The following is a 14,642-nucleotide window of genomic DNA, read 5'->3' as shown; positions in this document are numbered from 1 at the left end:
GGTACTCCCGCGCCTGTCCGGGGTTCGAGGTGCGTCGCCACGGCACACACCTTATTGAGTCCGACGCCTGCGGCGCGCATCGCGGTTCGCCTTACCGGGTAGACAACCGGGTTATCGGGAGTGAGATGGCTCATCCGATCTCGGCGAAGGCCGCCGCCAGCTCCCGGACCCGCTCCCCCACCCGTGCGGCCGGACTCCCGGTGAGCAACTGCCCGATCAGCCCGGCGATCTCCGCCAGCTCCGGCTCGCCCATCCCCTGCGTGGTCACCGTGCCGGTGCCGAGCCGGATCCCGGAGGCCTCGGACGGCGGCGCCGGGTCATACGGCAGCGCGCACTTGCCCAGCATCATCCCGGCCGCCGCGCAGCGCTGCTCGGCCTCGGCGCCGGAGACGCCGAGCGGGCTCACGTCCGCCGTCACCAGGTGGGTGTCCGTACCGCCGGTCAGCGGGCGCATTCCGGCCTCTGCGAGCCCTGCCGCCAGCGCTCGCGCCCCGGCCACCGTCCGCTGCGCGTACACCCGGTAGGCGGGCGTCGCCGCCTCGGCCAGGGCCACCGCCTTGCCGGCCACCTCGTTCATCGCAGCCCCGCCCTGGCTGAACGGGAACACCGCCCGGTCGATCCGCTCCGCCAGCTCCGCGGTGGACAGCAGCAGGCCCCCACGCGGGCCGCGCAGCAGCTTGTGGGTGGCCGCCACCGTGACGTCCGCGTACGGCACCGGGGAGGGCGCCACACCGGCCGCGATCAGACCGGTGGTCTGCGCGGCGGAGGCGATCAGGTAGGCGTCCACCTCGTCGGCGATCTCCCGGAAGGCGGCCCAGTCCGGGTGCCGGGGGTGGGAGATCGATCCCGCCACGATGGCCTTCGGGCGGTAGCGCCGGGCCAGCTCGCGCACCTGGTCGAGGTCGATCAGGCCGTCGCTCTCGCGCACCCCGTAGCCGGTGAACGCGAACCAGCGGCCGGAGAAGTTCGCCCGCGAGCCGCAGCTGAGGTGGCCGCCATGCTCCAGCGACATCGCGAGGACGCCGTCGCCGGGCCGCAGCAGCGCCGCGTACGCCGCCAGCATCGCCGAAGTCGCCGACCGGGGCTGGACGTTGGCGTGCGGGGCGGCGAACAGCTCGCGGGCCCGGTCGATCGCCAGCAGCTCGGCGGCGTCGGCCAGTGCGCAGCCGGTGTGGTGCCGGCGGCCCGGGTAGCCCTCGGCGTACTTGTCGATCAGCGGGCCGCCCAGCGCCGCCAGGACGGCCGGGCTGGTCAGGTTCTCCCCGGCCAGCAGCTGGATCGTCTCCGCCCGCCGTTCGGCCTCGGCGGCCAGCAGGTCGGCGATCTGCGGATCCGCCCGGTGCAGCGCCTCCGACGCCCGGGGGCGCCCCCTCGTCGCGGTCGAGCCGGTCTCGGCGTCGGTGACGGTCATGGCGGGGCTCCCGGGCGCTACGGGGTGAGGTCCCTCCAGCGTAGGACCGGCCCGGCCGAGCGGCTCGCCGACGCGGGGCCGGTCCACCCGGGCGGGCGCCTGGGGCCGTCCTCGGGCCCTAACGACGGGCGGGCACCCCGGTGAGGGCGGTGACCACCGGGTCGACGGCGTGGAATATCTCCTCGCCGCAGTTGCGGAACATGCCGATCGGCGCCCCGTACGGGTCGACCAGCTCGTCGGACTCCGGCGTGGCGGCCAGCAGCCAGCCGCGCAGCGCCGCGGCCGCCCTGACCAGCGCGCGGGCACGCTCGGTGACGTCCGCGCCGCGGCGCGGGTCGGGCAGGGTGCTCGGGTCTATCGTCCGCACCAGGCGGGTGAACTCCTTCAGCGTGAAGGTGCGCAGCCCCGCCTCGTGGCCCATCGAGATCACCTGGGCGCGGTGGTCCAGCGTCGCGGTGAGCACCAGGTCGGCCTCGACCACGTGCTCGTCGAGCAGCTCCCGGCCGGTGAAGCCGCCGCTGTCGGCGCCGTACTCGTCGAGCACGGTCGCCGCGTGCTCCTCCATCGGCGCGCCCTCGTGGCCCCACGTCCCGGCGCTCTCCACCAGGATCCGCCCGGCCACCCGCGGGCTGAGCCGGGTGTCCAGCTCGCGCCGGGTCAGCCGCTCGGCGATCGGCGAGCGGCAGATGTTGCCGGTGCAGACGAAGAGGATCCGGAAGTGGTCCAGCGGCCTGGGGCCCACGCTCAGGTACGGCGCGATGCCGGGCCCGGCATGGAGCGAGGCGGTGGGCGTCAACTTCCGGCCTCCAGGTCGGGGACGACCTCCCTCAGCTGCTCGACGCTGATCGCGCCGGCCCGCAGCAGGACCGGGACCTTGCCCGTGACGTCGACGATGGACGAGGCGGTCGCGTGGTCGGCCTGCCCGCCGTCCAGGTAGACCGAGATGGCGTCGCCGAGCTGCGCCTGCGCCTCGTCGCAGGTGGCCGGGGACGGGCCGCCGGTCTTGTTGGCGCTGGAGACGGCGAGCGGGCCGGTGGCGTTCAGCAGCTCGATGGCGACCGGGTGCAGCGGCATCCGGACGGCGACGGTGCCGCGGGTCTCGCCGAGGTCCCAGCGCAGCGAGGGCTGGTGCCGGGCGACCAGGGTCAGGCCGCCGGGCCAGAAGGCGTCGACCAGCTCCCAGGCCTGTTCGGAGAAGTCGGTGACCAGGCCGTGCAGGGTGGTCGGGGAGCCGACCAGGACGGGCGAGGGCATGTTGCGGCCGCGGCCCTTGGCGGCCAGCAGGGCGGCGACGGCCTCGGGCGAGAAGGCGTCCGCGCCGACGCCGTACAGGGTGTCGGTGGGCAGCACGACGAGTTCGCCGCGGCGGATGGCCGAGGCGGCCTCGCGCAGGCCGGTGGCGCGGTCCCCGGTGTCGGCACAGTCGTAGCGGCGGCTCATCGGTGCGGTCCCCTTCCGGAATGGCTCATGGCGTTCACGGCGCGGCCCTGCGCGCCGTCGTGCTGCGCTGACTGTTCCCGGCGCCCCCGCCGGTCACAGGGAGGCCCTTCGGGCCGTCGTGAAGCGCGGCCGGTTGTTCAGGTCGCGGTGGTCGGCGGCGTCCGTCCAGCCGTGTTCCTCGTTGAAGATCCACGGCACCTGGCCGCCCTGCTGGTCGGCGTGCTCGATCACCACCGCGCCGCCCGGGCGCAGCAGCCGGGCGGCCACGCGCTCGATGCCGCGGATGGTGTCCAGGCCGTCCTCGCCGGAGAACAGTGACATGTGCGGGTCGTGGTCGCGGGCCTCCGGCGCGACGTACTCCCACTCGGTGAGCGGGATGTACGGCGGGTTGGAGATCACCAGGTCGAAGCGGCCGTTCCAGGAGCGGTCGTCCTCGAAGGCCTTGGTGGCGTCGCCGGCGTGCAGGGTGATCCGGGCGCGGTCGGGGCTGGCCTCGATGTTGCGCCGGGTGTACTCCAGCGCGCCCTCGTCGAGTTCGAAGGCGTGCACGGTCGAGCGCGGCAGCTCCTGGGCGAGGGCGAGCGCGATGGCGCCGGAGCCGGAGCAGAGGTCGACGACCAGCGGCTCGGCGACGTCCATGTCGCGCACGGCGTCTATGGCCCACTCGACGACCGTCTCGGTCTCCGGCCGGGGCACGAACACCCCGGGGCCGACCTCCAGCTCCAGGTAGCGGAAGAACGCCCGCCCGGTGATGTGCTGGAGCGGCTCGCGCGCCTCGCGGCGCGAGACGGCCTCCCAGTAGCGGGCGTCGAAGTCGGCGTCCTTCACCGTGTGCAGCTGGCTGCGCTTGACGTTGTGGACGTAGGCGGCGAGCTCCTCCGCGTCGAAGCGCGGCGACGGCACGCCGGCCGCGGCCAACCGCTGGGTGGCCTGGGCCACCTCGGCGAGCAGCAGGTTCATCCGTACGACCTCTTGTTTCTGCGCTCCGGCTGCGGGGTTGTCCGGTGCTGGGGCGCCGGTCTCAGTTCTGTTGGGCCGCGGCGAGCTTGGCCGCCGCGTCCGCGTCGACGCAGGACTGGATCACCGCGTTCAGGTCGCCGTCCAGGACCTGGTCCAGGTTGTACGACTTGAAGCCCGTGCGGTGGTCCGAGATGCGGTTCTCGGGGTAGTTGTACGTCCGGATCCGCTCGGAGCGGTCCACCGTACGAACCTGGCTGCGGCGCGCGTCCGAGGCCTCCCGCTCGGCCTCCTCCTGCGCGGCGGCGAGCAGCCGCGAACGCAGGATGCGCATCGCCTGCTCCTTGTTCTGCAGCTGGCTCTTCTCGTTCTGGCAGGACGCCACGATACCGGTCGGCAGGTGGGTGATCCGGACCGCGGAGTCGGTGGTGTTGACCGACTGGCCGCCGGGGCCGGAGGAGCGGTAGACGTCGACGCGCAGGTCGTTGGCGTGGATCTCGACCTCGACCTCCTCCGCCTCGGGGGTGACGAGCACGCCCGCCGCGGAGGTGTGGATGCGGCCCTGGGACTCGGTGGCGGGGACGCGCTGCACGCGGTGCACGCCGCCCTCGTACTTCAGCCGGGCCCAGACGCCCTGGCCGGGCTCCGTGCTGCCCTTGGTCTTCACGGCCACCGAGACGTCCTTGTAGCCGCCGAGGTCGGACTCGTTGAAGTCGATGATCTCGGTCTTCCAGCCGATCCGCTCGGCGTAGCGCAGGTACATCCGGAGCAGGTCGCCGGCGAACAGCGCGGACTCCTCGCCGCCCTCGCCCGCCTTGATCTCCAGGATGACGTCCTTGTCGTCGCTGGGGTCGCGCGGGACGAGCAGCAGCCGCAGCTCCTCGGTCAGATCCTCGCGGCGGGCCTCGGAGGCCTTCGCCTCGGCGAGGAACTCGGGGTCCTCGGCGGCGAGTTCACGCGCGGCCTCGATGTCCTCGCCGGCCTGCCGCCACTCCCGGTAGACCCGGGTGATCGGGGTCAGCTCGGCGTACCGCTTGGCCAGCTTGCGGGCGTTGGCCTGGTCGGCGTGGACGGACGGGTCGGCCAGCCTCGTTTCGAGGTCGGCGTGCTCGACGAGGAGCTCTTCGACTGCCTCGAACATGGGGTGGCCTTCTTCCGGGAGATCGGATGGTGTGAGGGGACGCGAACGGCGCCGGCCCCCAGCGCCCCCGGAACGAGTACGGGGGCGCCGGGAACCGGCGCCGAGGGAGCGCTAGGCCTTCGCGCTGTGCTGCTTGCCGAAGCGGGCCTCGAAGCGGGCCACGCGGCCACCGGTGTCGAGGATCTTCTGCTTGCCGGTGTAGAACGGGTGGCACTGCGAGCAGACCTCGGCGCGGATCTCGCCGCTGGTCTCGGTCGAGCGGGTCACGAACTCGGCGCCGCAGGTGCAGGTCACACGGGTGACCACGTACTCGGGGTGAACGTTGGGCTTCAAGGGGTTCTCCTAGTTTTCGGGAGGGCACCGGGTCGGCGGCTGGAGTGCCGCACGTGAACCGGGACCGACGGACCAGTCTGCCAGGACCGGCCGCATCTTCCCAAACCGGGTGGTGTTCCGGGATATTCCGGGCCGCCCTCAGCGCTTGGCGGAGGCCGTCGCCGGGGCCGTCGGGGCGGCCGTGGGGGACGCCTGGGCGGGGTTCGCGGGCTGGGTCGCGACGATCGCCTGCGGGATCGCCCGGTCGGCCTTGAGCGCCGCCCAGACCTGGTCCGCCTGCGGCTGCTGCTCGACGACGCGGTTGGGGTCGCCGGGGGCGGTGACCACCGGCAGGGTCACCATGCCGAGCTGGTCCGGCCCGATCCCCTTGAGCTCCTGCGCCAGCCCCACCAGCGCGTCCACCGAGGCGAGCGCCGAGTCGGTGGTGAGGCTGCGGGTCATGGTGTCGCCGACCGACCAGAGCTCGACGGGGTTGGCGAACAGGCCGATCCCGCCGGCCTGCCGCAGCAGCGACTTCACCATCTGCTTCTGCAGCTCGATCCGGCCGAGGTCGCTGCCGTCGCCGACGCCGTGCCGGGTGCGGACGAAGGCGAGCGCCTGCTGCCCGTTGAGGTGGTGCTCGCCGGGCGGGAGGTCGAGCCCGCTGTCCCGGTCGTGGATGGCCACCGTCGTGGTCACGGTGGCCCCTCCCATCGCGTCGACGACCCGGGCGAAGCCGGCGAAGTCGACCTGGACGTAGTGGTCCATCCGCAGCCCGGTCAGCTGCTCGGTGGTCTTCACCGCGCAGGCCGCGCCGCCGACCTCGAAGGCGCTGTTGTACATGGCGCGCTTGACGCCCGGCACGGGCCTGCCGCCCGCGTCGGTGCAGCCGGGCCTGGCGACCAGCGTGTCGCGCGGGATCGAGACGACGTCGGCGTGCGAGTGGTCCCGGCTGACGTGCACCACCATCGCGGTGTCGGAGCGGGCGCTGCCACCGGTGTCGCCGCCGGCCAGGTCGCCGTTCTCGCCGGAGCGCGAATCCGAGCCCAGGACGAGGATGTTGAACGAGCCGTCGGTGGCGGCCGGCGGCCGGGCGCCGCCGAGGCGGGCGTCGATGTCGACGCTCTTGATGTTGCCGTTGAGCCGGAAGTACGCGTAGACGGCCGCGCCTGCGCCGAGAACGACGAGCGCGGCGAACGCGCAGGCGGCCACGCGCAGGACCTTGCGGCGGTTCCTCGGGATCCTCGTCTGCTCGGCCATTGCTCCAGAATAAATCGGACAAGCCCTCCCAAAGGACTCGGGATGTCCCGACTCCGGAACGGAAGGAACCCCGGACCGCTCGCGCGATCCGGGGTTCCGTGCCGTTCGGGCCGTCCCGCTACGGTCAGTCGCCGGAGCCGGGGGTCGTCTTGGCGATCTGCATCAGGAACTCGGCGTTGCTCTTGGTCTGCTTCATCTTGTCCAGCAGGAGCTCGATCGCCTGCTGCGAGTCGAGCGCGTGCAGCACCCGGCGCAGCTTCCAGACGATGCCCAACTCCTCGCTGCCGAGCAGGATCTCCTCCTTGCGGGTGCTGGAGGCGTCCACGTCGACGGCCGGGAAGATGCGCTTGTCCGAGAGCTTCCGGTCGAGCTTGAGCTCCATGTTGCCGGTGCCCTTGAACTCCTCGAAGATCACCTCGTCCATGCGCGAGCCGGTCTCGACCAGCGCGGTGGCCAGGATGGTCAGCGAGCCGCCGTTCTCGATGTTGCGCGCGGCGCCGAAGAACTTCTTCGGCGGGTACAGCGCGGTCGAGTCGACACCACCGGACAGGATGCGGCCGGAGGCCGGCGCCGCCAGGTTGTAGGCGCGGCCGAGGCGGGTGATCGAGTCCAGCAGGATCACCACGTCGTGGCCCAGCTCCACCAGGCGCTTGGCGCGCTCGATGGCGAGCTCGGCGACGGTGGTGTGGTCCTCCGCCGGGCGGTCGAAGGTCGAGGAGATGACCTCGCCCTTCACCGACCGCTGCATGTCGGTGACCTCCTCCGGACGCTCGTCGACCAGGACGACCATCAGGTGGCACTCGGGGTTGTTGTGGGTGATCGCGTTGGCGACCGCCTGCAGCACCATCGTCTTGCCGGTCTTCGGCGGCGCGACGATCAGACCGCGCTGGCCCTTGCCGATCGGCGACACCAGGTCGATGATCCGGGTCGTCAGCACGCCCGGGTCGGTCTCCAGGCGCAGCCGCTCCTGCGGGTACAGCGGGGTCAGCTTGTTGAACTCGGGACGGCCGCGGCCGCTGTCCGGGTCCATGCCGTTGACGGAGTCCAGCCGCACCATGGCGTTGAACTTCTCGCGGCGCTCGCCCTCGCGGGGCTGGCGCACCGCACCGGTGATGGCGTCACCCTTGCGCAGGCCGTTCTTGCGGACCTGGGCGAGCGAGACGTAGACGTCGTTCTGGCCCGGCAGGTAGCCGGAGGTGCGCACGAACGCGTAGTTGTCGAGGATGTCGAGGATGCCCGCGACCGGGATCAGGACGTCGTCCTCGCCGATCTGCGGCTCGGGGGCGCCGGTCTCGAAGCCCTCGCGGCGGCCGCGGCCCCGGCGGTCGCGGTAGCGGCCGCGGCGGCCGCGGCGGCCGTCGCCGAACTCGTCGTCCTCGTAGCCGCCCTGCTGGGCGGCCTGCGGCTGCGCCTGCTGGCGGGTCTGCTGGCCGTCGCCCTGGGCGCCCTGCTGCTGGCCCTGCTGGGTCTGGCGATCGGTCCGCTCGCGGCGGTTGCGACGGTCGCGGCGCGACTCGCGCGCCTCGCCGTCCTGGCCGGCCTGGGCCTCGCCCTCCTGACGCTCGCCGGCCTCGCGGCGGTCGCCGGTCTCACGGCGGTCGCGGCGGTCGCGGCGGTCGCGGCGGGACTCGGTACGGCCCTCCTCGCGGCCCTCGACGACGCGGGCCTCGGCCGGGCGGGTCTCGGCCTGCTTGGCCTCGGCCACGACGACGGCGGCCGGCTCGGCGGCGGCCTCGGCGGTGGGCGCGCCGGCGGCCGAGGTGGCACGGCGGCGGGTGCGCTCGGTACGGGCGGGCGCGGCGGTCTCGGCGGCGGCCTGGACCGGGATCTCGATCTGGGCCTGCGCCTCGGCGGCCGGGGCCGCGGCGGCAGCGGCGGCCTTGGTGCGGCGGGCCGGCTTCTCGACCGGGGCCTCGGCGTCCGCCTTGGCGGCGGCGCGCTTGGCGGCCGGGGCGCCACCGGCGGCGAGCAGCGGGTCGCCGCCGCTCTTCTCCTTGATGGTCTCGATCAGCTGGCTCTTGCGCATGCGTCCGGTACCGGTGATGCCCAGGTCCGCGGCGAGCTTCTGCAGCTCGGCCAGGACCATGCCGTCCAGGCCCGCGGCGGCGGAGCGGCGGCGCCGCGCCGGGGCAGCGGGGGCGGCGGCTGCGTCCGACGCGTCGGCGTCCGGGCGCGCGCCCATCAGATCGGTGGTGTCGCTCACTAAGGGTCCTTCCCTGGAGCGGACGTCGGCCTGTCTGGCTCGGCGACCGGTTGTGCTGTCCTGACCAACGCTCGACTGCGTCGGTCCGAGGCGGTGATCCCTCGAATGGCGGAAGCCGTCGAGGGAGAGCTGCGAGGTGCGGTGCATGAAGCACGGTGGTGCGAGTGGCGCGGTGGGCCGGTCGTGTGCCGACCTCCCCTGAGGGCGTACCCCCACGCTGCCTGCGAATCCCGGGCCCCCGTCGCGTGACGGTGGCCCGCGCTCCGCCCGTCCTGGCCTCCAGGTGGGAGGCCGCGGGTGGGAGTCAGGTGCCGTCACGGCTTCGGGATGCGGCCGCAAGTCGCGCAGGCAGGCTGCGTACGCGCTGCGGTGGGCTCCCGGAGAATCGTCGCCCCGGATATCGCCGGGACTCCGCGGCAGCGGAGTGCTGGGATCGGGACGCGGCGCACCGAGCCCCGGAGGGCACCTGGTGCAGCAATGAGGTTAACACTACCGACCCCCTCACACATTCCCCAGCCTTGCGCTTGCCAATCGTGTCCGGACCGCCCGGCTGCCGCCGGGCCCGGCCGAACCGCCCGAACGTGCTGCTCAGACGTCCAGCGGGAGCACCGTGGCACCGGTGCGGTCGAGCTCCAGACGGTGCGCGGCGAACGCCGGGTCGCCGCCGTGGCCGTGGTGCCCGGCGAAGGAGAGCACCTTGTCGGCGTTCGCCTCGTCGGTGAGCGCGAGGACGGTCGGGCCGGCCCCGGAGATCACCGCGGGGATGCCCTCCGCCCGCAGCGCGCCCACCAGGGCGGCGCTGTCCGGCATCGCGGAGGAGCGGTAGTCCTGGTGCAGCCGGTCCTCGGTGGCGGCCAGCAGCAGCTCGGGCCGCCGGGTCAGCGCCTCGACCAGCAGCGCGGCACGGCCCGCGTTCACGGCGGCGTCGGCCAGCGGGACGGTCTTCGGCAGCAGGCCGCGGGCGGTCTCGGTGAGCACCTCCTCGGCGGGCACGAACACCACCGGGACGACCCGCTCGGACGGCTCCAGGGCGATCGCCTTGGCCGACTCCTCGTCGGTCCAGGCGACGGTGAAGTTGCCGCGCAGGCAGGCCGCGACGTTGTCGGGGTGGCCCTCCAGCTCGGAGGCGAGGGCCAGCAGCGCGTCGTCGTCCAGCGCGGACGGACCGCCGATGGTGACGGCGCGGGCGGCCACGATGCCGGCGCAGATGGCGGCCGACGAGGAGCCCAGGCCGCGGCCGTGCGGTATCCGGTTGGCGCAGACCACTTCGAGGCCGCGCGGCTGGCCGCCGAGCCGGTCGAAGGCGGCGCGCATCGAGCGGACCACGAGGTGGCGCTCGTCGCGCGCCAGCGTGTCGGCGCCCTCGCCGGCGATGTCGACCGAGAGACCGGAGTCGGCGACCCGGACGACCACGTCGTCGTACAGACCCAGCGCGAGTCCGAAGGCGTCGAAGCCCGGGCCGAGGTTGGCGCTGGTCGCGGGAACCCGGACCCGGACGGCGGCGGCACGGAACGCAGGACCGGCCATGCGGTGGACTCTCCTGGGGAAATCGGGCGGCGCGAAGCGCGTCGGTGCGAGGGTGGGGAGGCGGGCCGCGGGGCCCCGTCCGGGGCGGGCGGTCACAGTCGTTGGTGCGGCCCGCACGAGGCCGGACCCGGGGCATGTGCCACACGGCCGGACCCAGAGTATCGAAGAGAGGTTCCCCAGTGGTACACCCCACGGGCCTTCGATCTGGTGTGTTGCCGCTTCTGGCCGGAATGCACACCCCTCCCTGTGAAAGAGAGCGGTGGAATCGGATCGGAATGCGAAGCGGAATTGACACCAAAGTGTCATCGAGAACTTTGACGGACCGACCCCCGAAAGGGTCGGCCCGTCGAAGCGTCAGGCCCCGTCGCCAGTACGGCACGACGGCGGGCGTGACGGTCAGTCGAGCAGGCCGAGGTGGCGGGCCGCCGCCTCCGGGTCGATCGGGACGACCTGCGGCTGCGGCGCGCCGGCCACCGCCCAGTCCGGGTCCTTGAGGCCGTTGCCGGTCACGGTGCAGACGATCCGCTGGCCCGGGTCGACCAGGCCGGCCTCCGCCTTGGCCAGCAGGCCGGCCACCGAGGCTGCCGAGGCGGGCTCCACGAAGACGCCCTCCTGTGCGGCCAACAGCCGGTAGGCGGCGAGGATCTGACGGTCAGTCACCTTGTCGATGAGGCCGCCCGACTCGTCCCGCGCGGCGAGCGCGAAGTCCCAGGAGGCCGGGTTGCCGATCCGGATCGCGGTGGCGATGGTCTGCGGCTTGAGCACCGGGGCGCCGTCCACGATCGGCGCGGAGCCGGCGGCCTGGAAGCCCCACATCCGCGGGGTTCGGGTGGCCAGGCGGGGAAGCAGGCGGGGCGAGCCGTCCCGGTCGGGAACGGCGGCCGGCGCCGACCGGGCGTATTCGCGGTAACCCTTCCAGTACGCGGTGATGTTGCCCGCGTTGCCGACCGGAAGGACGTGGATGTCCGGGGCGTCGCCGAGCATGTCGACGATCTCGAACGCGGCGGTCTTCTGGCCCTCGATGCGCACCGGGTTCACCGAGTTCACCAGCGCCACCGGGTACTTCTCGGACAGTTCACGCGCGAGGGTGAGGCAGTCGTCGAAGTTCCCGTCCACCTGGAGGATCCGGGCGCCGTGCACCAGCGCCTGGCCCATCTTGCCCAGGGCGATCTTGCCCTGCGGGACCAGCACCGCCGACACCATGCCGGCCCGCACCGCGTACGCGGCGGCCGAGGCCGAAGTGTTGCCGGTGGAGGCGCAGATGACGGCCTGCGCGCCCTCCTCCTTGGCCTTGGAGATGGCCATCGTCATCCCGCGGTCCTTGAAGGAGCCGGTCGGGTTGGCGCCCTCGACCTTCAGGTAGACCTCGCAGCCGGTGCGCTCGGACAGCACCTGGGCGGGGACCAGCGGCGTGCCGCCTTCGAGCAGGGTGACCACCGGGGTGGAGTCGGTGACCGGCAGGCGGTCGCGGTACTCCTCGATCAGGCCGCGCCACTGGTGGGTGCGCGCGCCTGCGACGACGTTCTCGGCAACGGCGTTCATGGCTGTTCCTTACTCCCCTTCGACCCGCATGATGCTGGCCACGTCCCGCACGCTGTCCAGCGCGCGAAGCTTGTCGACCGTCGCCGACAGGGCGGCGTCGGTGGCACGGTGGGTGACCACGACGAGCGAGGCGTCGCCGTCCCGGCCCTGCTGGCGCACGGTGTCGATCGACACCCCGTGCTCGGCGAACACGGACGCCACCTGGGCGAGCACACCCGCGCGGTCGTCCACGTCCAGGCTGACGTGGTAGCGGGTGACCACCTCGTCCATCGGCTTGGCCGGGAGCTGCGTGTACACCGAGTCACCGGGGCCGGTGGCCTCGGCGAGCTTGTTGCGGCACACCGCGACCAGGTCGCCGAGCACCGCCGAGGCGGTCGGCGAGCCGCCCGCGCCCGGGCCGTAGAACATCAGCCGCCCGGCCGCCTCGGCCTCGACGAACACCGCGTTGTACGCCTCGCGGACGGAGGCCAGCGGGTGCGACAGCGGGATCATCGCCGGGTGCACCCGGGCGGTCACGGACTCGCCGTCCGCCGCCCGCTCGCAGATCGCGAGCAGCTTGACCACGCAGCCCATCTCCTTGGCGGAGGCGATGTCGGCGGCGGTCACCTCGGTGATGCCCTCGCGGTAGACGTCCGCCGCGGTGACCTCGGTGTGGAAGGCGATCCCGGCCAGGATCGCGGCCTTCGCGGCGGCGTCGAAGCCCTCGACGTCGGCGGTCGGGTCCGCCTCGGCGTAGCCGAGCGCGGTGGCCTCCTCCAGCGCCTCCGAGTAGCCGGCGCCGGTGGTGTCCATCTTGTCGAGGATGAAGTTGGTGGTGCCGTTGACGATGCCCAGCACCCGGTTCACCTTGTCCCCGGCGAGGGACTCGCGCAGCGGGCGCAGCAGCGGGATCGCGCCCGCCACCGCGGCCTCGTAGTACAGGTCCACCCCAGCCGCCGCGGCGGCGGCGTGCAGCTCGGTGCCGTCCTGGGCGAGCAGCGCCTTGTTGGCGCTGACCACCGAGGCACCCTGCTCGAACGCCGACAGGATGAGGTGTTTGGACGGCTCGATGCCGCCCACGACCTCGACGACCACGTCGATGTCGCCCCGGTTGATCAGGGCCTCGGCGTCGGTGGTGATCAGGTGCTCGGGCACGCCGGGGCGGACCCGGCCGGCGCGGCGGACCGCGATGCCGGCGAGCTCGACCGGGGCACCGATGCGCGCGGCGAGGTCGTCGGCCGTCGTCGTCATGATGCGCGCCACCTCGGAGCCCACCACACCACAACCCAGCAACGCCACCTTCAGCGGGCGCGTACGCATCATCCGACTCCGCTCTGCATTCATCGTGCTTCGGTAATTCCGGCGGTTTTCCACGGGCCGCCGGGAACTTCGGTCCGTACCAGTCTCGGCGACTTTCCGCACGGATCTACGGCCGTTCCATGATCTGAGACGAGAATTTCGTCATCCGATATCCAGACGCAGGAGATCCTCCTCCGTCTCACGGCGGACGATCACCCGCGCCGCGCCGTCCCTGACGGCCACCACGGGCGGCCGCAGGGCGTGGTTGTAGTTGCTCGCCATCGAGCGGCAGTACGCGCCGGTGGCGGGCACCGCGATCAGGTCGCCGGCGGCCAGGTCGGCCGGCAGGAAGGCGTCCCGGACCACGATGTCGCCGGACTCGCAGTGCTTGCCGACCACGCGGACCAGCATCGGCGCGGCGTCGCTGCGGCGCGACACCAGGGCCACCGAGTACTCGGCGTCGTACAGCGCGGTGCGGATGTTGTCGGACATGCCGCCGTCCACGCTGACGTAGGTGCGCAGGCCCTCAAGCGGCTTCACCGTGCCGACCTCGTACAGCGTGAACGCCGTCGGGCCGACGATCGCCCGGCCCGGCTCCACGCTCAGCCGGGGGGTGTTCAGGTTCGCGGCGACGCACTCGCGGCGGACGATCTCGGCCAGCGCGACGGCGATCTCGGCCGGCTCGCGCGGGTCGTCCTCGCTGGTGTACGCGATGCCGAGGCCGCCGCCGAGGTCGATCTCGGGCAGCTCGACGCCGTGCTCGTCGCGGATCTGCGCCAGCAGGCCGACCACCCGGCGGGCGGCCACCTCGAAGCCGGCGGTGTCGAAGATCTGCGAGCCGATGTGCGAGTGGATGCCGCGCAGCTCCAGGCTGTCGTGGCCGAGCACCCGGCGCACCGCCTCGGCGGCGGCGCCCCCGGTCAGGGAAAGCCCGAACTTCTGGTCCTCGTGCGCGGTCGCGATGAACTCGTGGGTGTGCGCCTCGACGCCCACCGTGATCCGGATCAGCACGGGCTGGCGGACGCCCTGGCGGGCGGCGATCGCGGCCAGCCGCTCGATCTCCTCGTAGGAGTCGACGACGATGTGCCCGACGCCGGTCTTCACCGCGCTCTCCAGCTCGTCCACCGACTTGTTGTTGCCGTGCAGCGCGATCCGCTCCGGCGGCATCCCGGCGGCCAGCGCCACCGCAAGCTCGCCGGGACTGCACACGTCGAGGTTCAGGCCCTCCTCGTGCAGCCAGCGCACCACGGCCTTGGAGAGGAACGCCTTGCCGGCGTAGTAGACGTCCGCGTCGGCGCCGAAGGCGTCCCGCCAGGCGCGCGCCCGGGTGCGGAAGTCCTCCTCGTCGAGCACGTAGGCGGGCGTGCCGAACTCGGCCGCCAGCCGGCGGACGTCGAGCCCGCCGACGGTGGCCACGCCCTCGGCGTCGCGGGCGACGGTGCGCGACCAGACCTTGGGGTCGAGGGCGTTCAGGTCGGCCGGCGGGGCCTGGTAGTGGCCCTCGGGCAGCACGTCGCCGTGGCGGGGGCCTGCGGGGTGTGCGGAACGGCTCATCTGCGTAGTCCTTCGAG

General features: G+C 73.1%; 12 protein-coding genes. All 12 read right to left on the bottom strand.

All coding sequences use genetic code 11. From position 1 onward, the window contains the following. Positions 1-130: 130 nt before the first annotated feature. The 12 genes from F7Q99_RS17565 to lysA all read right to left on the bottom strand — a co-directional run bounded on the left by F7Q99_RS17565 (position 131) and on the right by lysA (position 14,625). Complete coding sequence (locus F7Q99_RS17565; protein WP_153462623.1) at positions 131-1,411, bottom strand: serine hydroxymethyltransferase; 1,281 nt, start codon at positions 1,409-1,411, stop codon at positions 131-133. Between the two features lie 118 nt (positions 1,412-1,529). Further along, on the bottom strand, positions 1,530-2,207 hold the full coding sequence (locus F7Q99_RS17560) for an arsenate reductase/protein-tyrosine-phosphatase family protein (RefSeq protein WP_407697796.1): 678 nt from the start codon (positions 2,205-2,207) through the stop codon (positions 1,530-1,532). Further along, the gene (locus F7Q99_RS17555; protein ID WP_153462621.1) at positions 2,204-2,851 is read right to left on the bottom strand and encodes an L-threonylcarbamoyladenylate synthase; all 648 of its coding nucleotides are present in this window, start codon (positions 2,849-2,851) and stop codon (positions 2,204-2,206) included. The genes F7Q99_RS17560 and F7Q99_RS17555 overlap by 4 nt, the downstream gene beginning before the upstream one ends. A 93-nt stretch (positions 2,852-2,944) precedes the next feature. After that, on the bottom strand, positions 2,945-3,811 hold the full coding sequence (prmC, locus tag F7Q99_RS17550) for a peptide chain release factor N(5)-glutamine methyltransferase (protein ID WP_153462618.1): 867 nt from the start codon (positions 3,809-3,811) through the stop codon (positions 2,945-2,947). A 61-nt stretch (positions 3,812-3,872) separates the two neighbouring features. Then, positions 3,873-4,949, bottom strand: a complete 1,077-nt coding sequence (prfA, locus tag F7Q99_RS17545; protein ID WP_153462616.1) for a peptide chain release factor 1 — start codon at positions 4,947-4,949, stop codon at positions 3,873-3,875. Positions 4,950-5,060: 111 nt separating this feature from the next. Further along, positions 5,061-5,282 (bottom strand): 50S ribosomal protein L31, encoded by a 222-nt coding sequence (rpmE, locus tag F7Q99_RS17540; protein WP_153462614.1) that lies wholly within the window; start codon positions 5,280-5,282, stop codon positions 5,061-5,063. A 138-nt stretch (positions 5,283-5,420) separates the two neighbouring features. Further along, entirely contained in the window at positions 5,421-6,521 is a 1,101-nt protein-coding gene (locus F7Q99_RS17535; RefSeq protein WP_153462612.1) for an LCP family protein, read from the bottom strand. Positions 6,522-6,645: 124 nt separating this feature from the next. Continuing rightward, on the bottom strand, positions 6,646-8,724 hold the full coding sequence (gene rho / locus F7Q99_RS17530; RefSeq protein ID WP_326846786.1) for a transcription termination factor Rho: 2,079 nt from the start codon (positions 8,722-8,724) through the stop codon (positions 6,646-6,648). A gap of 588 nt (positions 8,725-9,312) precedes the next feature. Beyond that, positions 9,313-10,251, bottom strand: coding sequence for a homoserine kinase (gene thrB / locus F7Q99_RS17525; protein WP_153462610.1), 939 nt, complete (start codon positions 10,249-10,251; stop codon positions 9,313-9,315). Positions 10,252-10,647: 396 nt separating this feature from the next. Further along, a complete protein-coding gene (gene thrC, locus F7Q99_RS17520; protein ID WP_153462608.1) occupies positions 10,648-11,793 on the bottom strand; it encodes a threonine synthase in 1,146 nt (381 codons plus the stop codon). 9 nt (positions 11,794-11,802) lie between these two features. Then, positions 11,803-13,095 (bottom strand): homoserine dehydrogenase, encoded by a 1,293-nt coding sequence (locus tag F7Q99_RS17515; RefSeq protein WP_153462606.1) that lies wholly within the window; start codon positions 13,093-13,095, stop codon positions 11,803-11,805. Positions 13,096-13,233: 138 nt separating this feature from the next. Then, on the bottom strand, positions 13,234-14,625 hold the full coding sequence (gene lysA / locus F7Q99_RS17510; RefSeq protein WP_153462604.1) for a diaminopimelate decarboxylase: 1,392 nt from the start codon (positions 14,623-14,625) through the stop codon (positions 13,234-13,236). Positions 14,626-14,642: the final 17 nt, after the last annotated feature.

Source organism: Streptomyces kaniharaensis, assembly GCF_009569385.1.
In the GTDB taxonomy this organism is placed as follows: domain Bacteria; phylum Actinomycetota; class Actinomycetes; order Streptomycetales; family Streptomycetaceae; genus Kitasatospora; species Kitasatospora kaniharaensis.
The sequence above is the reverse complement of the archived record's forward strand: the minus strand, read 5'-3'. Positions and strand labels throughout refer to the sequence as shown.